Source organism: Paenibacillus sp. LX16 (assembly GCF_036252815.1).
Classification (GTDB): Bacteria; Bacillota; Bacilli; order Paenibacillales; family Paenibacillaceae; genus Paenibacillus; species Paenibacillus polymyxa_B.
This window is the reverse complement of sequence record NZ_CP141152.1, coordinates 4,746,902-4,765,661: the sequence shown is the minus strand read 5'-3', so window position 1 is coordinate 4,765,661 and position 18,760 is coordinate 4,746,902. Positions and strand designations below refer to the sequence as shown.

Annotated in this window: 21 protein-coding genes and 1 pseudogene; 18 read left to right on the top strand and 4 right to left on the bottom strand. The window is 44.9% G+C overall.

Translation table 11 applies throughout. The features are described from left to right. Positions 1–13 precede the first annotated feature (13 nt). Positions 14–229 (bottom strand): hypothetical protein, encoded by a 216-nt coding sequence (locus T3H97_RS21400; RefSeq protein ID WP_328800820.1) that lies wholly within the window; start codon positions 227–229, stop codon positions 14–16. A gap of 221 nt (positions 230–450) precedes the next feature. On the opposite strand from T3H97_RS21400, the gene T3H97_RS21395 reads away from it, so the two are divergent. From T3H97_RS21395 to T3H97_RS21375, 5 genes are all read left to right on the top strand, one after another. After that, entirely contained in the window at positions 451–972 is a 522-nt protein-coding gene (locus T3H97_RS21395) for a MarR family transcriptional regulator (protein ID WP_023990248.1), read from the top strand. After that, positions 953–1,729: a Fe-S cluster assembly ATPase SufC gene (gene sufC / locus T3H97_RS21390; RefSeq protein WP_023990247.1), complete on the top strand. Its 777-nt coding sequence runs from the start codon at positions 953–955 to the stop codon at positions 1,727–1,729. The genes T3H97_RS21395 and sufC overlap by 20 nt, the downstream gene beginning before the upstream one ends. Positions 1,730–1,752: 23 nt before the next feature. Further along, on the top strand, positions 1,753–3,060 hold the full coding sequence (sufD, locus tag T3H97_RS21385) for a Fe-S cluster assembly protein SufD (protein WP_442955624.1): 1,308 nt from the start codon (positions 1,753–1,755) through the stop codon (positions 3,058–3,060). Between the two features lie 43 nt (positions 3,061–3,103). After that, the gene (gene sufB, locus T3H97_RS21380; RefSeq protein WP_023990245.1) at positions 3,104–4,501 is read left to right on the top strand and encodes a Fe-S cluster assembly protein SufB; all 1,398 of its coding nucleotides are present in this window, start codon (positions 3,104–3,106) and stop codon (positions 4,499–4,501) included. Positions 4,502–4,822: 321 nt separating this feature from the next. Next, on the top strand, positions 4,823–5,062 hold the full coding sequence (locus T3H97_RS21375; protein ID WP_013373004.1) for a NifU family protein: 240 nt from the start codon (positions 4,823–4,825) through the stop codon (positions 5,060–5,062). Between the two features lie 46 nt (positions 5,063–5,108). Here the strand turns inward: T3H97_RS21375 and T3H97_RS21370 are convergent, their stop codons facing one another. After that, a complete protein-coding gene (locus tag T3H97_RS21370) occupies positions 5,109–5,306 on the bottom strand; it encodes a ParA family protein (RefSeq protein ID WP_134904412.1) in 198 nt (65 codons plus the stop codon). Positions 5,307–5,446: 140 nt separating this feature from the next. On the opposite strand from T3H97_RS21370, the gene T3H97_RS21365 reads away from it, so the two are divergent. The 9 genes from T3H97_RS21365 (at position 5,447) to T3H97_RS21325 (ending at position 12,295) form a co-directional block, all read left to right on the top strand. Then, on the top strand, positions 5,447–5,998 hold the full coding sequence (locus tag T3H97_RS21365; RefSeq protein WP_328800819.1) for a TetR/AcrR family transcriptional regulator: 552 nt from the start codon (positions 5,447–5,449) through the stop codon (positions 5,996–5,998). 129 nt (positions 5,999–6,127) lie between these two features. After that, entirely contained in the window at positions 6,128–7,378 is a 1,251-nt protein-coding gene (locus tag T3H97_RS21360) for an MFS transporter (RefSeq protein WP_328802864.1), read from the top strand. Between the two features lie 127 nt (positions 7,379–7,505). Further along, complete coding sequence (locus tag T3H97_RS21355; RefSeq protein WP_013311898.1) at positions 7,506–7,817, top strand: LiaF transmembrane domain-containing protein; 312 nt, start codon at positions 7,506–7,508, stop codon at positions 7,815–7,817. Positions 7,818–7,902: 85 nt separating this feature from the next. Next, positions 7,903–8,574: a PspA/IM30 family protein gene (locus tag T3H97_RS21350; protein WP_013311897.1), complete on the top strand. Its 672-nt coding sequence runs from the start codon at positions 7,903–7,905 to the stop codon at positions 8,572–8,574. Positions 8,575–8,581: 7 nt separating this feature from the next. After that, complete coding sequence (locus T3H97_RS21345) at positions 8,582–9,070, top strand: PspC domain-containing protein (protein ID WP_220026043.1); 489 nt, start codon at positions 8,582–8,584, stop codon at positions 9,068–9,070. After that, positions 9,070–9,774 (top strand): PspA/IM30 family protein, encoded by a 705-nt coding sequence (locus T3H97_RS21340; protein WP_025718885.1) that lies wholly within the window; start codon positions 9,070–9,072, stop codon positions 9,772–9,774. Before T3H97_RS21345 ends, T3H97_RS21340 begins: the two co-directional genes overlap by 1 nt. 149 nt (positions 9,775–9,923) lie before the next feature. After that, the gene (gene liaF, locus T3H97_RS21335; RefSeq protein WP_076294256.1) at positions 9,924–10,571 is read left to right on the top strand and encodes a cell wall-active antibiotics response protein LiaF; all 648 of its coding nucleotides are present in this window, start codon (positions 9,924–9,926) and stop codon (positions 10,569–10,571) included. 16 nt (positions 10,572–10,587) lie between these two features. Next, positions 10,588–11,667 carry a sensor histidine kinase gene (locus T3H97_RS21330; RefSeq protein WP_103049950.1) on the top strand — a complete coding sequence of 360 codons (1,080 nt, stop codon included), beginning with the start codon at positions 10,588–10,590 and terminating at the stop codon, positions 11,665–11,667. Continuing rightward, positions 11,645–12,295 (top strand): response regulator, encoded by a 651-nt coding sequence (locus tag T3H97_RS21325; protein WP_013372995.1) that lies wholly within the window; start codon positions 11,645–11,647, stop codon positions 12,293–12,295. Before T3H97_RS21330 ends, T3H97_RS21325 begins: the two co-directional genes overlap by 23 nt. 71 nt (positions 12,296–12,366) lie before the next feature. Here the strand turns inward: T3H97_RS21325 and T3H97_RS21320 are convergent, their stop codons facing one another. Further along, positions 12,367–12,831 (bottom strand): hypothetical protein, encoded by a 465-nt coding sequence (locus T3H97_RS21320; protein WP_328800818.1) that lies wholly within the window; start codon positions 12,829–12,831, stop codon positions 12,367–12,369. Positions 12,832–13,078: 247 nt separating this feature from the next. Here T3H97_RS21320 and T3H97_RS21315 point away from each other — a divergent pair, with 247 nt between their 5' ends. The 3 genes from T3H97_RS21315 to T3H97_RS21305 all read left to right on the top strand — a co-directional run bounded on the left by T3H97_RS21315 (position 13,079) and on the right by T3H97_RS21305 (position 17,476). Further along, entirely contained in the window at positions 13,079–13,843 is a 765-nt protein-coding gene (locus T3H97_RS21315) for a YwmB family TATA-box binding protein (RefSeq protein WP_328800817.1), read from the top strand. Positions 13,844–14,030: 187 nt separating this feature from the next. Then, entirely contained in the window at positions 14,031–15,587 is a 1,557-nt protein-coding gene (gene zwf / locus T3H97_RS21310; protein WP_328800816.1) for a glucose-6-phosphate dehydrogenase, read from the top strand. A gap of 308 nt (positions 15,588–15,895) precedes the next feature. Next, on the top strand, positions 15,896–17,476 hold the full coding sequence (locus T3H97_RS21305; RefSeq protein WP_013311888.1) for a peptide chain release factor 3: 1,581 nt from the start codon (positions 15,896–15,898) through the stop codon (positions 17,474–17,476). Positions 17,477–17,627: 151 nt separating this feature from the next. On the opposite strand, the gene T3H97_RS21300 is transcribed toward T3H97_RS21305, so the two are convergent. Next, complete coding sequence (locus T3H97_RS21300) at positions 17,628–17,861, bottom strand: small acid-soluble spore protein SspI (RefSeq protein WP_016819939.1); 234 nt, start codon at positions 17,859–17,861, stop codon at positions 17,628–17,630. A gap of 160 nt (positions 17,862–18,021) precedes the next feature. Here T3H97_RS21300 and T3H97_RS21295 point away from each other — a divergent pair. After that, positions 18,022–18,687 (top strand): annotated as a pseudogene (locus T3H97_RS21295) (potassium channel family protein); the annotation flags it as partial. Positions 18,688–18,760 lie beyond the last annotated feature (73 nt).

The following is an 18,760-nucleotide window of genomic DNA, read 5'->3' as shown; positions in this document are numbered from 1 at the left end:
CACGATAGCGTACTCAAACGCGGCGATACGGCTTTAAAACAGCTCGGCCAAGCACCACCTTTGTCCTCTTTTTACGGTAGCGACCCCGGTCTGTGGCAGGTGTACCATGACGTTCATAGGCAACGGTATTGGACTTGGCTTTGGTTACCAGATCCATCCGGATGCTGCCGAATTGGTTCCATTGTTCACCCCCCGCAAAGCAGGATTGATCAGAGGTATTCAAAACCATTTCCGGGACGTGCCCTAGTCAAAACACAGCATGAGGCCGATGACAATGACAACAAACCCATGAAAAGCGCCTCCAAAATTGCGTCACATTTAACACAATTGATATTGATTATCAATATCAATTGTGTTAATATAATTTTGTTCACTAGTGAACAAAAAAATAATCTAATGGTGACACTGAACTTGGTCTGCAACTACTACAAGAGAGGGGAGATTGGGAAATTGGAGTTTCAAAATCATTTTAAAGGTCATCTTTACGAGCAATATATTAAAATGCTACATCTGAATGAGCTGTATACTGAACAAGAATTTAACTCGTTTCGGCAACAGGCCAGAAAGTACCAGATTGACATGCTCTCCAACAATATTACTAGTGTACACGTTATTGATTGCATTGGTGATTATGAACCGATAAATCATACCGGGATTGTGGAGAAGATGGGGTTGTCCAAAGCTAGCATTACTAAAATTAGTGCAAAGCTGCTGGAAATGGGCTTCATTATGAGAAGTCAACTGAACAGCAATCGTAAGGAGATTTACTTTAGTTTAACGGATAAGGGAAGACACGTTTATCATTTGCATAAAGAACTGCACAAAGAAAAAGAAGAAAGGTTTTACCAATTCATTGAATCCTATTCAGAGGTTGAGCTGCAGACTATTGGAAAATTTATGAGTGATTTGGTGGCGCGTGCCGAAGAATACTCCGAAGGGAAGTTTACGATAAATGACGACATTAAAGATTGAGGAATTAAGATCCAAGATTGAAGGGAAAGAAATTTTAAAAGGGCTCACACTGGAGATTCATGGCGGAGAGATTCATGCGATTATGGGGCCTAATGGGACGGGAAAAAGTACATTGGCTTCAGCTTTAATGGGCCATCCCAAATATGAGGTTACTGGCGGTAAGGTGACATTGGACAATGAAGACCTTCTGGAGATGGAGGTGGATGAGCGTGCCCAGGCAGGCTTGTTCCTCGCTATGCAATACCCAAGTGAAATTGCTGGCGTGACCAACTCGGACTTTCTCAGAAGTGCCATCAATGCACGGCGTGAAGAAGGCGATGAGATATCCTTAATCCGTTTTATCCGTGAAATGGAGAGCAAAATGAAGGGGCTGGAGATGAACCCGGAATTTGTGCATCGTTATTTGAATGAGGGATTCTCTGGCGGTGAAAAAAAGCGGAATGAGATTTTGCAAATGATGCTACTTGAACCCAAGTTTGTGATCCTGGATGAAGTGGACTCAGGGCTTGATATTGATGCACTGCGTATTGTGGCCAATGGCGTAAATGAGATGCGCAGCCCGGATAGAGGCTTTTTAATCATCACCCATTATCAACGACTGTTGAATTATATTACCCCGGATTTTGTGCATGTCATGATGCAAGGCCGGATAGTTAAATCTGGCGGTCCGGAGCTTGCCCACCGTTTGGAGGCTGAAGGGTACGATTGGGTAAAGGAGGAACTTGGGATTACGGATGAGACGGTAAGGGAAGCTTAAAAGCCGGAGAGGAGGAACAGCACGTGGATATACAAGCTAGAGTTTCAATGAATGTGGACGATTTACGCGCATGGTCAAGCGCTAAGGATGAACCTCGTTGGCTGATTGAACGCCGCGTTCACGCACTCGAACTGGCAGGGACGCTGGAGTTGCCTAAAGTGGAGAAAATCAATCTCGAAAAATGGGATATCTACGAAAGTGGAGATTACAAAGCTGAGAATGCGTGGTCTAGTTTGGAGGAAGCGCCGGAGGTTGTTCGAGGTTTGGTTGCTTCTCCGGTGAAAGGCGGACTAATCGTTCAGTTCAACTCGGATGTAGTGTATACGAAATTGTCCGAGAGCTTAGCCGCCCAGGGAGTCATTTTAACGGATCTGCATACTGCGGCAAAAGAGCATGAGGAGCTGGTTCAACGTTATCTCTTTCAGGCAGTAAAGCCAGAAGAACATCGTTTATCTGCTGCACACAGTGCCTTATGGAGTGGTGGCGTTTTTCTATATGTCCCAGACGGTGTAGAGGTTGAAGCACCTATTCAAGCGATCTTTCTTAACGATACAAGCGGTGTGTGTTTTGCTCCTCACGTCTTAATTGTGGTAGGGAGCAACAGCAAGATCACTTATGTGGATAATTGTGTATCGAGTGGTGATGATGTCAAGGTATTGCATAACGGTGTGACGGAGGTCTTCGCGGGGGCGGGCTCAAAGGTGCAAGTAGCTTCGGTTCATCAGCTTGCTGCAACTACAACAGATTTCACCCAGCGACGGGCGGTCGTTCTTGCTGATGGGGGTGTGGAATGGATTATCGGTGAGATGAACAGTGGTTATACCGCCAGCGATACCAAGACTTTGCTACAAGGCAACGGGGCGGTCTCCGACAATAAGGTGATTGCTATTGGCACGGGCAATCAAAAATCGAGCTATACAACTCAAGCTCAGCATTTTGGCAGAAGCTCGGTAAGCCAGATGATTACGCGTGCAGTCATGCTTGAAGAAGCTACGGCCATTATCAACGGCATTACAAAGATTGAAAAAGGTGCAACCCATTGTGATGGTCAGCAAACAGAACGCGTGCTTATGCTAAGTCCTAAAGCTCGCGGCGATGCCAATCCGATCCTGCTGATAGATGAGGATGATGTAACCGCGGGTCATGCTGCATCCGTGGGGCAAGTAAATGCAGAGCAAATCTATTATCTGATGTCGCGCGGGATATCACGGAGTGAAGCCGAACATCTTGTTATTTTCGGATTTCTCGCTCCTGTCATTTCGGAGATCCCGCTGGAAGGTGTTCGCAGTCGCCTAAAAGATTTAGTGGAAAGCAAGCTCGGCAGATCATAGCAAATCAAAATGAATCTTGAAAGGTTAAAAAGGAGTGATACTAATGGCTAAAAAAGCACCAGATATGGGCGAATATAAATATGGGTTTCGCGACAAGCACCAGTCTATTTTTCAATCTGGAAAAGGTCTGACGGAAGAGATTGTCCGGGAAATTTCCCGAATCAAGGAAGAGCCGGAGTGGATGCTCAATTTTCGGTTGAAAGCTTTGAATCAATTCTACAAAATGCCGATGCCTGAATGGGGAGCGGATTTGACCGGGCTAAATCTTGATGACATCCAGTATTACGTTCGCCCTTCTGAAAAACAGGGAAAGACCTGGGAGGAGGTTCCTTCCGAGATCAAAGCAACCTTTGACAAGCTGGGAATCCCTGAAGCGGAGCAAAAATTCCTGGCGGGCGTATCCGCTCAATATGAGTCGGAAGTAGTTTATCACAGCATGCGGAAAGAACTGGAGGATCAGGGCGTTATTTTCCTTGATACGGATAGTGCATTAAAGCAATACCCCGAAGTGTTTAAGCAACATTTTGGGACGATCATCCCTCCCGCCGACAATAAATTTGCGGCGCTTAATAGTGCGGTTTGGTCAGGCGGTAGCTTTGTATACATTCCGAAGGGTGTTCAGTGCGAGGTTCCTATACAAGGTTATTTCCGTATTAATTCTGAAAATATGGGTCAATTCGAGCGGACATTAATTATTGCCGAAGAGGGCAGCTTTGTCCATTATGTTGAAGGATGTACAGCACCTATTTATAGTACCAGTTCTCTGCATAGTGGAGTTATTGAAATTATTTGCCGGAAAGATTCCCGTGTCCGTTACACGACCATTCAGAATTGGGCTCCTAATATCTACAACTTGGTAACTCAAAGGGCTGTGGCAGAAGAAAATGCCACAATGGAATGGGTGGACGGCAACATCGGCTCCAAGGTAACAATGAAGTATCCGGCAGTATTATTGAAAGGACGGGGAGCCAAGGGGTCCATCCTGTCTATTGCCGTAGCCGGTAAAGATCAGCATCAAGATGCTGGCGCGAAGGTAATTCACCTTGCTCCCGAGACAACATCTACGATTATATCCAAATCCATCAGCAAGCAGGGCGGAAAAGTAAACTACCGAGGGTTGTCCAGCTTCAGCCGCGATTCCGCAGGGTCCAAGTCCAATATTAAGTGCGATACGTTGATATTGGACAACATGTCAACATCAGATACGATTCCGTACAATGAAATTAAAAACGATCAGATTACTTTGGAGCACGAGGCAACAGTATCCAAAGTGTCCGAGGAACAATTGTTTTACTTAATGAGCCGCGGGCTTACAGAACAAGATGCTACACAAATGATTGTAATGGGCTTTATTGAACCGTTTACCAAAGAATTGCCAATGGAATATGCCGTTGAAATGAATCGGTTGATTCAATTTGAGATGGAAGGAAGCATCGGTTGATTCATTAATTTAATAGATCAAACCTTTATCATTCTTTAAAGAAGTGCGAGGTGCTAGTAATGAAGAAAAATAATTCGGACGATTCAGAACTAGCTCAAATTACCCGAGAGATACGAAAACTTCAGTTCTGCTTCAATATGTTGTCAGGATTGAGCGCAAGTTGTGGTGTGATGATACCTTTAGACTCTATTCATACGCTTATAAGGGAACTTTCGGATCAAGAGGTCACTCTTAGGCAAAAAGCAAAGGATCACTCAGACGATCTAGGGTGAAAAAAGGTCTAAATTGACGGTTGGTAAAACAATGGGAGGAGTTGACATAATGGATGAAAATGGAGTTTTATTCGATGAAGTATCGGAAGTTCTTCTCAAACTACGTCCTTTCTTACTGCGTGACGGTGGAGATGCTGAACTGGTCGAGGTTGAGAACGGTATAGCAAAACTAAGATTTTTGGGAGCTTGCAATGGTTGCCCAAGTGCTACGATTACGTTAAAGGTTGCTATTGAGCGCGCAATTCTTGAGGAAATTGATGATATTAAAGAAGTTGTACAAGTATTCTAAATTCCTTGATACTGAGCAACTGAGTTAGTCCTGTCGCAGACCATAGCTACGGAAGTTGATCCCGCTGCTCAATACCAAAGTACATCGACAGATTACCTTGCGGGTCGAAATCGACGAGCAACACTTTTTTCACTTCATCAAACAAAGTATTATCAAGATTGTATTCGGTATCGAGTGGGAAACCGTGGAGGTTCGAGTCCTCTCGCCGGTATACACAAAAGGATGATAAAATGCTTAAAGGCATTTTATCATCCTTTTTATTATATATTCATGATTTTGGCAACAAGGTTAACATGGATTTGACCAGCGCTTTGATCTTATCGTAAGATGATGGTACTGAAAAAACTTTTCTAGTTTACTGAGGCGAAAGAAGTGAGGACGAATATGCAGGAAAGAATTTTGGAGGCTTTTGTAGAGGAAGTTCATGAAAATGGTTTGAAATTTACGATGGATGATCTTGCGAAAAGACTCGCTATTAGTAAGCGTACATTGTATGAAAATTTTTCGTCTAAGACGCTTATTTTAGAAACACTTATTGAGCGTACAAATGATGATATGATTCGAAAAACTGAGCAAATTATCAAAAATAATGAGTTATCTTTGTTAGACAAGATTAAGCAGTCGATTAGGGTCATGCCTCTGTATTATAAGTTTTACGATTTAAGAATATTGGACCAGATGAAAAAGTATTATCCTGAGCAATGGAAAAGGGTACATGCCGATTTAAATGATTGGTCTCCGATTAGAACATTAATTCAGGAAGGCATCCGAGAAGGAATTATTGTGAACAAAAATGAGGCTCTGATCATGAAGCTTATTATTGAATCTGTAAATTTAACGCTTGATCAGCGTTTCTTTCTGGATAATAGTGTGACGGTAGAGGAAGCTACTTATTCTATTGTAGATATTTTGTTGTTCGGTTTGGTCGAAAAATAAAAAATAGCCTCAACAATATGCTGCATATTTGAAGAGGCCACTTTTTTATGTGAAAACTAAGAAAACATTTTTAGTTTCAATTGTTTTTTGAAAAGGAATAATGAAGTTTACCTGATATCGAATAAAGAGATACGGAAAAGGAAGGGTGGAAATATGTCTATACTCACAAGAAATCGAGGAGCAATGCTGTTATTGATGCTTAACATTTTTTTGGCGTTCATGGGGATTGGCTTAGTTGTCCCTGTATTACCTAAATTTATAAGTGAGCTAGGGATGAATGGTTCTTCGATGGGACTGATGGTTGCAGCTTTTGCGTTGACACAGCTTTTGTTATCACCATTGTCAGGAAAGTTGTCTGATCGTTATGGACGTAAAAAATTAATTGTTTCTGGGATGTTCATCTTCATGTTATCAGAGCTTGTTTTTGGACTGGCAAGTTCCATTCCTACCCTGTTCCTAGCACGAATCATGGGTGGGGCAGGGGCAGCGTTGCTGACTCCTTCTATTATGGCCTATGTCGCTGACGTGACCTCGTTTGAGGAAAGAGGCAAGGGAATGGGCATGATCAATGCAGCGATCAACACAGGCTTCATAATCGGACCTGGGATTGGTGGATTGCTTGCCACATATGGAATACGCATTCCCTTCTTTGCGGCAGCAGGAGCTGCGGGAATAGCAGCTATCTTGTCTCTGTTAGTGCTGCCTGAGTCTTTGAGCAAGGAAAAGCAACAATATAATAGAGAGCTTCCACGTCAAAAAGAAAATCTTTTGCAGCAATTTGCCAAGTCATATCAATCTCCATATTTCATGGGTTTACTCATTGTATTTGTCGTTGCTTTTGGGTTAGCGAACTTTGAAACAGTATTTGGACTGTTTGTTGATCATAAATATGGTTTTACACCGATGGATATTGCCATCATTATAACGACAGGCTCCATTTTGGGAGCAGTTGTCCAAGCGACTATATTTGGATGGATCATTAATCGTTTTGGAGAGAAAAAAGTAATTCACCTCTGTTTGGCCATTGGGGGCCTGTTCATTTTTCTAACCCTATTTGCTGAACAGTACGTGATGATTATGTTGACGACCTTCATCATTTTTCTGGCTATGGATATCCTTCGTCCGGCAGTAAGCACTTCTCTATCGCGGCAGGCCGGAGATGAGCAAGGCTTTGTGGCAGGCATGAACTCGTCCTATACCAGCTTGGGTAATGTGATTGGACCGCTTGTTGCGGGATTTCTGTTCGATGTTCATATTAATCTGCCTTATATGGTTGCAGCTATAGCGTTACTGGCTTGTCTCGTCCTTTCACTACGTTCCAAGCAAGCGGGTGAGCAACACTCGATAGCCCGTACAGCAGAACAGCGTAGAGGAGGATAGCCGCAGGTCTATACTCATCCCCGACTTAGGTCTAGGTTCAAAAACCGTCTGGGGTCCGTTTTGCCAAACGCTTGTTCAGCGTACAATAAGGACATAAGCAAGACACAGTGAAAGGCGGTGAGAGATGATGAGAGTTAACAAAGGGAATGGGCTAGCCATTGTACTGATCGTGTTGGGTTCGATTATGCTGCTCGGTAAGTTTACTCCGTTTTTCGGTCACTTTTTAGGACATCTGATTGGTTACTTAATTCCGATAGCTATGGTCATGCTAGGCTACTACGGTGTGAAAAAAGGAAATGCGCTCTTCGGCTGGATCGTACTTGTACTTGGGGTACTGATTTTGCTTGGCAAACTGTCCTGGCTTCTGGGACCGCTACTGGCAATCGGATTAATCATATTTGGTGTTTCCCTGCTGAGTGACCGTAGAAGACGTTACTGATTTTAGCAGTTTAGCGAATGAAGAAATATTGCAGTTACGAAGTTTTAAATTATGGGGATACGAATTGTGAAAGGAGCAGACGCAAATGAGTGTTTTTCGAAGAATGCGCGATATCACGGTAGCGACCTTCAATGAGCATTTGGAACAAAGCCAAGACCCGGTGCAACTAATTGACCAGTTCTTGTATAATACCCGCCAGGAAATTGCCGAAGCGGAAAAACTCCATCAACAGTATGCGATGCATACAAGACAGATGAAGCAGCAGTTGGATCATGCATTGTCCATGCAGACCAAACGGGAGGAACAGGCGCTACTGGCTTTGAAGGCTGATGAAGAACATATCGCGAAGCTGGCCCTTCAGGAGAAAATGCTATATGCGGAAAAAGAAGAGCAGTATAGAGAACTGTGGGAGCAGAGCCGTGAATCACTACGTGAGCTAGAACAACAGCTAGATACATTAAAGACAGAATATCAAACGGTACACAGCAAGCGTCAGTATTATGCGGCACGTGTACAGACATTGAGACTCCAGCAGCAAATGAACGAACGGGCTGGTACATACGGTGGACGGAATGTTCCCCGAATGTTCAACCGCTTGGAAGACCGGGTAGCCGATATGGAAGCAGAAACGATGAGTCTGCGTGATTTACGTCGGGGTGAGGGCGACCATGCACAGGATGCCCAAGGCGGTGGATCGCTGCTCGAACAAGAGTGGGCGAGACTGAAAAGCAAGCTGAACAACAGCGGGAAGGAGTAATTTGATAATGACCCGAATTTACAGATCAAGCCGGGATAGAGTAATAACAGGTGTATGTGGCGGTCTTTCTGACGCAACAGGAATGGACTCAACATGGATTCGTATTCTGGTTGTGATCAGTTTCTTTATTACAGCAGGAACCACATTTATGATTTATGTGATTGCGGCACTGGTTATCTCCAAGGAGCCGAGATCTCCTTTTGATGGAGGATTTGGCCCTGACAGCGGACCCTACAATCAACAGGATCCACGCTATTATGGCAGTAACAATACAAGATCGCAGTATGGGCAAGGAACTGGTTACAATCAGGGCGGTGCATATGGCAATTCGAACCCGTTTTTTGGGCAAGATGCCCGCAGTTCATCCAAATTTAACACAGGTCAGAACAGTGACCTGGATTCCATGATGGAAGATATCGAGAAAAAGGCAATGAAAAAAGAATTAGCAGAGTTACGCAAAAAAGTAGAGCAATTTGAGAAGGGAGATCGTAAATAATGGGGATCTTTAAAAGAATGAAGGATATGACAAGAGCATCGGTGAATGAAGTGTTGGATAAAGTGGAAGATCCGATTATTATGTTGAATCAATATCTGCGCGATATGGAGGCGGAAATTCACGAGGCTGAGGTAACGGTTGCTAAGCAAATGGCGAATGAACGACGTATGAAACAGCGTTTGGAGGAAGCGGTACGTGTATCCAATGAGCGTGAGAAACAGGCTGAATCCGCATTACGAAATGGTCAGGAAGAAGTAGCGCGCAAGCTGTTGGGAGAGAAGATTTATTTTGTGCAAAAGCAGGACGAATACCGCGACTTGCATACACAAGCTGAGCTTCAAGCAAAAGAATTAGTACAACAGCTTCACGACATGAAAGATGAGTTCTATAAAATGCGCAACAAGCGCAATGAGTTAGTATCCCGTGCTCAAATGGCGAAAGCCAAAAAGCAAATGTCTCAAATCAATAGTTTGCATACGATTGAAAGTGGATCTGCTTCACTGGGCTTCCACCGTATGGAAGAAAAAATCATGCAAATGGAAGCTGAAGCTGACGTACTGCGTGCTCCTTACCGTCAAGCTCCAGGAGAAGCATATACTAATCCGGCTGAGGCTGAAAAACAGTTTAAAGTGGATGAGCAGCTTCAACAGCTTAAGTCCAAAATTCAGACAGGTGCTAAACCAGTCGATATGAAGAAGGACTGACTACTCGGAAATAAGACATTATGATATGCTGTATGGAATGGACATTGGTCGATGATCGTGCCTAATCTGTATGGTTCAGGAAAGCCATATGGCGGAATGTTGCGCCACTATGGCTTTTCCGTCCTGTATAAACAAAAAGGGGGTGCAACATGGAGAGAAAAAAATCAGCCTTGGCACTGGCAGGGATTGGCATCGGGATTATCATTTTATTCGGTCAGTGGATTGGGTTCCTCTCCGTGGTTGCACTGATCCTAATGTTGGCCGGAATATATAAGATCCGCAATTCTAAAATCAAAAAGGGTTACACGATGCTCGCGATTGGTGCTGGATTGTTAGTGCTGGATCATTTGTTCCTGTTTGTTGTAGTTACACTGGCATCATTAGCTGTATTCTATTCACGTTCAAGGAAGCTGCATAAAGGTCAAAGCTCCATATTCAAGCACAATTTTATATCCAATCATAAATGGGATGAAGTACCTTGGAGCCTGCGCAGCACAAGCATATGGCATGTGGTTGGGGACGTGGATGCCGACCTGACGTTGGCTCTCCCAGAGGAACGTGAGCCCGTCATATTTTTGCAGGGGATCTTCGGTGACATTGACATCACCCTGCCGGATAATTACGGTGTAGAGGTGGAGATGTTCATATTGTTCGGACAGATTCAGTTTGACCGGGATCATGAGGCGGGGATGCTCAATCGACTGGTTTGGAAGTCTCCTCATTTTGAGCAGAGTGAGTATAAAGTGAAGTTTGTCGTTTCGTACTTGGCGGGCGATGTCCGCGTCCGATTTTATTGAATCAGGAGGAGCCGGGATGAATCATAAAAAAACGTCCAACATGGTAACCCGCAGTATGGGTGAAGGTATCCTCCTGTGTGTTGTTGTGGGCGTAGTTGTCTTTTATATGCTGTATACATATGGATATGTGAAGTCGTTCCCAACCTGGGGAATGATATTGAAAGTTGCAGGAGCCGTTATATTGGTGTTGATTGGTACAGGGGCAATGTACGGATTTTATGAAAGTTACCGCTTTAAAAGCAGACTGGAAATGTTGAGAGAGACGTTGCTGATGTGGGAAAAGGGAACGCCAGCACGTGAGTTGCCGCCCCTAGGGCATGATGAGCTTGGCAGGCTGGGAGAGCAGCTGGAACGAATTGGGCGTAAATGGCAGGAACAAGTTACGTCTTTACAACGCTTATCCACGGATAATGCTCAGCTGGCAGAACAGGCACGGATGACTGCGATTGTGGAGGAGCGGCAGCGGCTGGCGAGAGAGTTGCATGACGCCGTATCACAGCAATTATTTGCTATTTCAATGACGGCGACGGCTGTGGGGAGGACGCTGGATAAGGATTTTGATAAAGCGCAGCGGCAAGTTGCGCTAATTGAAGAAATGTCTTCCGTGGCACAATCCGAAATGCGGGCGTTACTACTTCATCTGCGGCCTGTCTATCTGGAAGGGAAACGGCTTGAGCAGGGTTTGCGTGATTTGGTACAAGAGTTGCAGGCAAAGGTACCGATGGAGATTGATTTTGAGATTGAAAGCGGAGTACAGTTGGTTAAAGGCATTGAGAACCACTTGTTTCGTATTGTTCAGGAAGCGATGTCTAATACATTGCGTCATGCCAAAGCAACCCGCATGGAAATTCGTATCGTGCAACGCCCAGATTCCATCAGGCTGACGATTCGGGACAACGGTATTGGTTTTGAACTGGATGAGAAAAAGCAGACTTCATATGGATTATCCACAATGCAGGAGCGGGTCAGTGAGATAGGGGGAGCTATTCAGTATATAACGGCTCCGGGAAAAGGAACACGGATTGAGGTGTCCGTGCCAGTTATTAATGATGAAAGCGGAAGGAACGATGATCATGGAGACGGAATTACCGATTAGCGTACTGCTGGTAGACGACCATGAAATGGTACGGATTGGTCTTGCGGCGGTGCTGGGGACGGAAGAAGGTATTGAAGTGGTCGGCGAGGCCGGAAGCGGAGAAGAAGGCATACGGTTGGCTTCTGAATACAAGCCAAATGTGATTTTGATGGATCTGGTCATGGATGGCATGGATGGCATCGAAACGACACGCCAAGTAACTCGCCTGCTTCCAGAGACCAAGGTGATTGTGCTGACGAGTTATTTGGACGATGAGAAAATGTATCCGGTCATTGAGGCAGGGGCGTTCAGCTATTTGCTCAAAACGTCTCGTGCTTCCGAGATAGCGGATGCGATCCGTGCAGCTGCACGCGGACAGTCCGTACTAGAGTCACAGGTGGCCTCCAAGATGATGAATCGATTCCGCCAGCCACAGGCTGAGGCACCTGCGCATACGGAGCTGACTGATCGTGAGATGGAGGTGCTTCGCCTGTTGGCACAAGGGAAGTCTAACCAGGATATCGCAGATGAGCTGATTATCGGGATTAAGACGGTAAAATTCCATGTCACGAACCTTCTCGCTAAATTAGGAGTGGAAGACCGTACACAGGCGGCGATCTATGCCTATAAGAACGGATTAGCAGAGTAGAAGTAGAATAAACGAATACAAAGAACCGGAGACGACAATAGTCCTCCGGTTTTTTTGTGTTCTGTAGATGTTTAGATCAGGAGGAATAAAAAGGCGATTAAAGCCAGATCTAGTGCAAGCCCTGCCCCGTATCCATATCTGCCGTACCCGCCGCGATAGCCTGCTCTGCCATTTCCATAACTACTATGGCCATTTCCAGCAAAGCCACCTGCGTCATAAGGAAAGGATGGACTCAGAGGTGCGTTGGGCGGCTTAATTAAGGCATTTAGTTTGGCAGAGCTACGAGCTTTGTTTGTAGGATTCCTTTTTTTCTTTTTAGAGGAAATCTTTTTCGGGGATTGTTTTCCTTTGTTACTGTAGCTCCCGGCATAAAGACTGCCAGGAAAAGAAGGTGGATATCCGTTCAACATCAGCTTGCCTTTGCTACACCCACTTAAGATGCCGATGTGTCGTGTACCATCACGCATAACGGCACAGACCAGACGTCCACCATGAGGTGCCACATTGGCTTCATTTACAGGATAAATCGGAAACATGATTTCACCTCTTTTGGTGTAAGATGCATTGTGATCATAGTCTATTCTTACGGTGCCTACGATGTATGGTCGAACACCCAGTAGGCAGATGAATATTTTAGAAGGGCTTTGCCATAGTGCTGTGTGTATAAAACCTCTGACAATGGGAATGCTATTGATAGATTCATAGATTTCAATCCAGCCGAAAAAGAAAGTATCCAGAGCGTAGGTGTGGGAATCGGATGGTTGTGGAGCGGGGGGAACGATAATGTTAAAATCAGAGCTGATTAAAAAGGGGATTATTGCAATTTTGGTATTAGGAACGGTGCTGGTACTAGCTGGCTGGCGTTACGGAACCCTTCAGACAAACCGAAATGACTCCCGCGAGGCAGAAACGGCTTTACGCTCATTATTAATTATCTCGGATCAGACCCCGGGTACGTTGGATAAGCTGGTTGTGAAGTGGCAAGGCGATTGGATTTCTAACCATGAAGAGCCAGCAGATGTGGCGGCACAGATAGCTGATCAGCTGAATATACCCACAGTAAACAAACTCGTAGAAAATGGACACACGGTTTATCGTTCTGTTCGTGATAGTGAGGATCTAAAAATCCGCTTAAATGTGATGGAACGTCAAACTGGACAATGGTATGTAGTTGTTCAACTGGAGAGCAATGATGCAGGACGTGAGCGGTTGATTCAGCTTCATAAGCTTTGTGCTGAGCAATTAAAGTCTATGGGAATTCAAGCACAGTGGAACACGGCCCTTCAGCGTTTGCTGCATACAAAGGAATCCAAAGATCAACTGTTGAAACTGACAGAGGCGAGCTTAGCAGGAAACATCTCGATGCAGGCCAAAGAAAGATATGCGGATGTGACTACTGTGGCTATATCCTATGAAGCTCCAGAGCTGCCGTTAATGATTCAAAGCGGTGAGCATCAGGTCCAGATGCAGATGGCTGTACATGAAGATAGGGAGCAGCAGGATACACGTATAACACTCGGTTTCCCGCTCATCACGATTGAATACTGACTTATAAGGTAAATTTATGATTCATCGGATAGCTTATCCATGTAGGATATGATAAAATATCATCAAATCTTTAGTTCCATGTTTTTCGAAAATCAAGTATGATCTTGTATAAATATACACAATACTACATGCAGATTTCGGGGATTGTGGATTGCGGAATCTTGACATGGGAAGAATGAGGTACTTCATGGCTGACATACCTGTTAAAGAATCTGTTGTGACGCAAGGCGCAGTTCTGTTTATTTTTGGCGCTACGGGCGATTTGGCTCGTCGTAAGCTTTTTCCTGCTATTTACAGCTTGTACCGCGAAGGCAAGCTTGCTGACGATTTTGCCGTTATTGGTGTAGCAAGGCGTCCTCGCACAGAGGAAGAATTCCGTAATGACCTGTATGCTTCCATACAGGAGTTTAGTCGCTACAAAGCAGAAAATGATCATGAATGGCAGGCATTTGCCGAGCATTTTGAATATAAATCGCTGGATATCAACAATGTCGAAGGGTTCCATGAGCTGAGACAGCAGACGGAGTCTATAGAAAGCAAGTTTAACATACCGGGAAATCGGTTGTTTTATTTGGCCTTGGCTCCTGAGTTATTCGGAAGCGTGTCGAAGAGTTTGAAAGATGGCGGCATGATGGATGGAAAGGGCTGGAATCGCCTGGTGATTGAGAAGCCATTCGGTTATAACCTCGAATCTGCACAAGAATTGAACGTTGAAATACGAGAAGTATTTGCCGAAGAAGAAATTTATCGGATTGATCACTATCTTGGCAAGGAAATGGTACAAAATATTGAGGTGATCCGCTTCGCGAATGCCTTCTTTGAACCACTGTGGAATAATAAGCATATTGCCAATGTGCAAATTACGCTTAGTGAAACGGTAGGGGTGGAGGAACGCGGAGGTTACTACGATCATTCCGGCGCCTTGCGGGATATGGGACAGAACCATATGCTGCAAATGCTAACGATGATTGCGATGGAGCCACCTAGTCGTTTGTTGCCTGAGGATATCCGTGATGAAAAGGTAAAAGTGCTGCGTTCGCTGCGCCCTTTTGAAACGTCTGAGGATGTGAAAACCAATGTGGTGCGTGGTCAATACACCGAAGGCAGTTATCGCGGTCAGCAGTTGCCGGGGTATCGCCAAGAAGACAAGGTTGATCCACAGTCGAACACAGAGACTTATTTTGCTTCACGCGTGTTTGTTGATAATTTCCGTTGGTCTGGCGTACCGTTCTATATCCGTACGGGCAAACGTCTCCCTGTAAAAACAACGGAGATTGTTGTGGAATTTAAGAGCATGCCAACGAACGTGTACCTCGGTCAAAAGCATAAGCTGGAACCGAACTTGCTCGTGATTCGGGTCAATCCAATGGAGGGCATTTACATTAAAATCAATGCCAAGAAACCTGGTTCCGAATCAGATATTGAGCCACTGGCTATGGATTTTTGTCAAAGCTGTATGGTGGGTATCAACTCACCGGAGGCTTATGAACGGTTGCTGATGGATGCAATTGAGGGTGATTCGACGTACTTCACGCGTTGGGATGAGGTTGCCACGGCATGGGGATTCGTCGATCGAATCGCCAAAGCATGGCAGCAGACCCCGGATACGCTGGAAACCTATGCTGCAGGTTCATGGGGACCGGAAGGTGCTCACAAGCTATTGGAGCAGGATGGCTTCAAGTGGTGGCCGGTTAGCGGTCAGGATGAAGATAATGTCATCTGGCGAGTAGGCGGCGTTCAGTAATCCCGATTTGTCCTGCATCCCCCTATGTCCTGTTCAGGACGTAAGGGGATGCTTTGCGTTCGGAGTGTGCTATAATAGCTTAGTCTCAGGTTTTCAGTTTGCAACTGATTATAAGTTAAAGGCAGGCTAAAACATGTAAATAGATCGTATTTATAATGAATATGGTAACGGAGTACGCCGAATACTGGAGCTAACGGCAATATAGCCGATAGAGCCGATGAACTTATGAAAACAGGCGTGCATCATGGCCTTTTTATGAATAGCTTGAGCAGTAATGCAATGGATTTGATCATGAAGGGATATGTGAAATGAGTAAAACAACAGATATACTTCAACAGGAAGTCGACAAACGGCGTACGTTTGCGATTATTTCTCACCCGGATGCGGGTAAAACGACACTGACGGAAAAGCTGCTGCTGTTCGGGGGCGCGATTCGTCTTGCGGGTTCAGTTAAAGCGCGTAAAGCAAGCAAACACGCCACGAGTGACTGGATGGAGATTGAAAAACAGCGGGGGATCTCTGTAACATCCTCAGTAATGCAATTTGATTATAATGGTCACCGCATCAACATTCTGGACACCCCAGGTCACCAGGATTTCAGTGAAGACACGTATCGTACATTAACAGCAGCAGATAGTGCAGTCATGCTGATTGACGTAGCGAAAGGTGTGGAAGCGCAAACGATTAAGCTGTTTCAAGTTTGTGCGAAGCGTGGAATTCCGATTTTCACCTTCATTAACAAACTGGATCGTGAGGGACGTAGTCCTTTTGATTTGATGGAAGAGCTGGAGCAGGTGCTTGGCATCCGTTCGGTGCCTATGAATTGGCCGATTGGTACAGGACGCGAGCTGTGCGGTGTCTATGACCGTGTCAAAAATCAGGTCGAGCTGTTTCAGGGAGATGACCATTCCACGATCAAAGTACAAAAAGTGGAAGATTACAATGATCCGATCATTCGTGAGATGGCGGGCGAATATTTGCATGACCAATTATGCCAAGACTTGGAGTTGCTTGACGTCGCGGGTGACCCTTTTGACATGGAGAAAGTACAGCGCGGAGAATTAACACCTGTATTCTTCGGCAGTGCGATTAATAATTTTGGTGTACAAACATTTTTGGAAAACTTCCTTCAGCTTGCTCCTAAACCGGAGCCGCGCCGTAGTACAGCTGGGGAAATTGAGCCAACAAATGAAAAGTTTACTGGCTATGTATTTAAAATCCAAGCGAACATGAACCCGGCTCACCGTGACCGTATTGCATTTTTGCGTATTGTCTCCGGTAAGTTTCAACGCGGGATGAGTGTTAAGCATGTACGGATGGGCAAGGAGATTAAGCTGTCTCAGCCACAGCAGTTCCTGGCACAGGACCGTGATATTGTCGAGGAGGCTTTTCCTGGCGATATTATAGGATTATTTGACCCGGGTATTTTCCGTATTGGTGATTCACTCAGCCAAGGTAGCGAGGTTGTGTTTGATGAATTACCGACCTTCTCGCCTGAGATTTTTGCCAAGGTAACGGTGAAAAATGCCTTGAAGCACAAACAGTATCTAAAGGGTATTGATCAGTTGACCGAGGAAGGTATGATTCAGGTGTTCCGTACGGTAAGCTTTGACGATACGCTACTAGGTGTTGTCGGCCAACTGCAATTTGAAGTATTTGAGTACCGCATGAAGGGTGAATATGGCGTTGATGTACAGCTTCAGCGTATGCCATTCCAATTTGCACGTTGGATTGTGGATGATCAGATTGACCCAAGCAAGTTCCGTATTAACTCTACGTTGGTAAAGGATAAGAAAGGCAATTATGTCGCTTTGTTCGAAAACGAGTATGCGATGCGTACGGCTATGGAGAAAAATCCGACAGCTAAGTTCTTAGAAATGGCTCCATAAGATTGAATAAGCAGAACAGTTTGATCTCAGTCATTTAGTGTATACAACGAATAGTCCACTCGATGTGAATGCGAGTGGACTATTCTCATTTTCGAATACGGGTAAAATAATGAGCACAATTTAATCGGAACCAAATGTTAAATAGCTAGAGCTAGGTTAAGGGTACGGGTTTGATTTTATCGATTTGTTCATGTGCCAAATGGACGAAATCGTGCTGCTGGTTTGGACTCATATGCTTCCAAGCAATTTCAAGAATGACACCCAACCCAGGCAAAGCGGCCTCCGGTCCGTCCACTGACCCAATAATCATGTCCGTAAGATCAGCTTCTGATTTGCCGTGTACTTTGTGAACAATTGCTTGTCGTAAATCCATTGTAATGGGCATGTGTACCTCCCGTATGTTGTAGTAGTGGTCGAATGTATTATGGCTTGCGCTGTTGTCCAGTATACATGGAGGAGCATTTGGCATAAGTATGTCAAAATTTATGTTTGTAGCATGATATGCTATACTATGACGGACAGTATGGTGATCGGGAGGTAAAGAAGGAATGGCAAAAAAACAGTATGCGGTCATTGGTATGGGCCGTTTTGGTTCCAGTGTTGCCAGTGCGCTGAGTGAGATGGGTTTTGATGTGCTGGCTATTGACTCGGACGAGCAGCGTACACAGGAAATGTCGAATATTGTGACGCATGCGGTGTCTGCCGACTCGACGGATGAGGAAGCGCTGCGAGCGCTGGGTATCCGAAATTTTGACGTAATCGTAGTTGCGATTGGTGAAGATATACAGGCCAGTATTCTGACGACATTGATTCTCAAGGACATGGGCGTACCCGCTCTTGTGGTCAAGGCACAAAATGAACTGCATGGGAAAGTGCTGCAAAAAATAGGTGCGGATAAAGTCGTTTACCCTGAACGGGATATGGGGTTACGGGTAGCCCATCATTTGACATCTCCCAACATTTTGGATTATATCGAGCTGTCCAAGGACTACAGTATTTTGGAGATGAGAGCCGCCGATTCCATGATTGGAAAAAACCTGAAGGAGCTAGACATACGTGCACGCTTCGGCTGCAATGTGATGGCGATTCGCAGAAATCAGGAAATGAACATTTCACCTTATGCCGAAGATCGTCTGGAGCCGGGTGATGTGCTGGTCATTGTAGGCCACAAGGATGATCTGACCAAGCTGGAGCTGGCTTTTGCAGCCTAATGTGGCTTGGTGTTAAAGCAAAAGTGATACATCATTTATGTTTAAAGAAAAGGACCAAAGAAACGGAAGGTTA

Excerpts from the sequence above, each read along its gene's own strand:
- T3H97_RS21400 (WP_328800820.1), bottom strand. The coding sequence starts at position 229 with ATGGTTTTGAATACCTCTGATCAATCCTGCTTTGCGGGGGGTGAACAA.
- sufC (WP_023990247.1), top strand. The coding sequence starts at position 953 with ATGACGACATTAAAGATTGAGGAATTAAGATCCAAGATTGAAGGGAAA.
- sufB (WP_023990245.1), top strand. The coding sequence starts at position 3,104 with ATGGCTAAAAAAGCACCAGATATGGGCGAATATAAATATGGGTTTCGC.
- T3H97_RS21375 (WP_013373004.1), top strand. The coding sequence starts at position 4,823 with ATGGATGAAAATGGAGTTTTATTCGATGAAGTATCGGAAGTTCTTCTC.
- T3H97_RS21370 (WP_134904412.1), bottom strand. The coding sequence starts at position 5,306 with ATGCCTTTAAGCATTTTATCATCCTTTTGTGTATACCGGCGAGAGGAC.
- T3H97_RS21365 (WP_328800819.1), top strand. The coding sequence starts at position 5,447 with ATGCAGGAAAGAATTTTGGAGGCTTTTGTAGAGGAAGTTCATGAAAAT.
- T3H97_RS21355 (WP_013311898.1), top strand. The coding sequence starts at position 7,506 with ATGAGAGTTAACAAAGGGAATGGGCTAGCCATTGTACTGATCGTGTTG.
- T3H97_RS21350 (WP_013311897.1), top strand. The coding sequence starts at position 7,903 with ATGAGTGTTTTTCGAAGAATGCGCGATATCACGGTAGCGACCTTCAAT.
- T3H97_RS21345 (WP_220026043.1), top strand. The coding sequence starts at position 8,582 with ATGACCCGAATTTACAGATCAAGCCGGGATAGAGTAATAACAGGTGTA.
- T3H97_RS21340 (WP_025718885.1), top strand. The coding sequence starts at position 9,070 with ATGGGGATCTTTAAAAGAATGAAGGATATGACAAGAGCATCGGTGAAT.
- liaF (WP_076294256.1), top strand. The coding sequence starts at position 9,924 with ATGGAGAGAAAAAAATCAGCCTTGGCACTGGCAGGGATTGGCATCGGG.
- T3H97_RS21330 (WP_103049950.1), top strand. The coding sequence starts at position 10,588 with ATGAATCATAAAAAAACGTCCAACATGGTAACCCGCAGTATGGGTGAA.
- T3H97_RS21325 (WP_013372995.1), top strand. The coding sequence starts at position 11,645 with ATGGAGACGGAATTACCGATTAGCGTACTGCTGGTAGACGACCATGAA.
- T3H97_RS21320 (WP_328800818.1), bottom strand. The coding sequence starts at position 12,831 with ATGTTTCCGATTTATCCTGTAAATGAAGCCAATGTGGCACCTCATGGT.
- T3H97_RS21315 (WP_328800817.1), top strand. The coding sequence starts at position 13,079 with ATGTTAAAATCAGAGCTGATTAAAAAGGGGATTATTGCAATTTTGGTA.
- zwf (WP_328800816.1), top strand. The coding sequence starts at position 14,031 with ATGGCTGACATACCTGTTAAAGAATCTGTTGTGACGCAAGGCGCAGTT.
- T3H97_RS21305 (WP_013311888.1), top strand. The coding sequence starts at position 15,896 with ATGAGTAAAACAACAGATATACTTCAACAGGAAGTCGACAAACGGCGT.
- T3H97_RS21300 (WP_016819939.1), bottom strand. The coding sequence starts at position 17,861 with ATGCCCATTACAATGGATTTACGACAAGCAATTGTTCACAAAGTACAC.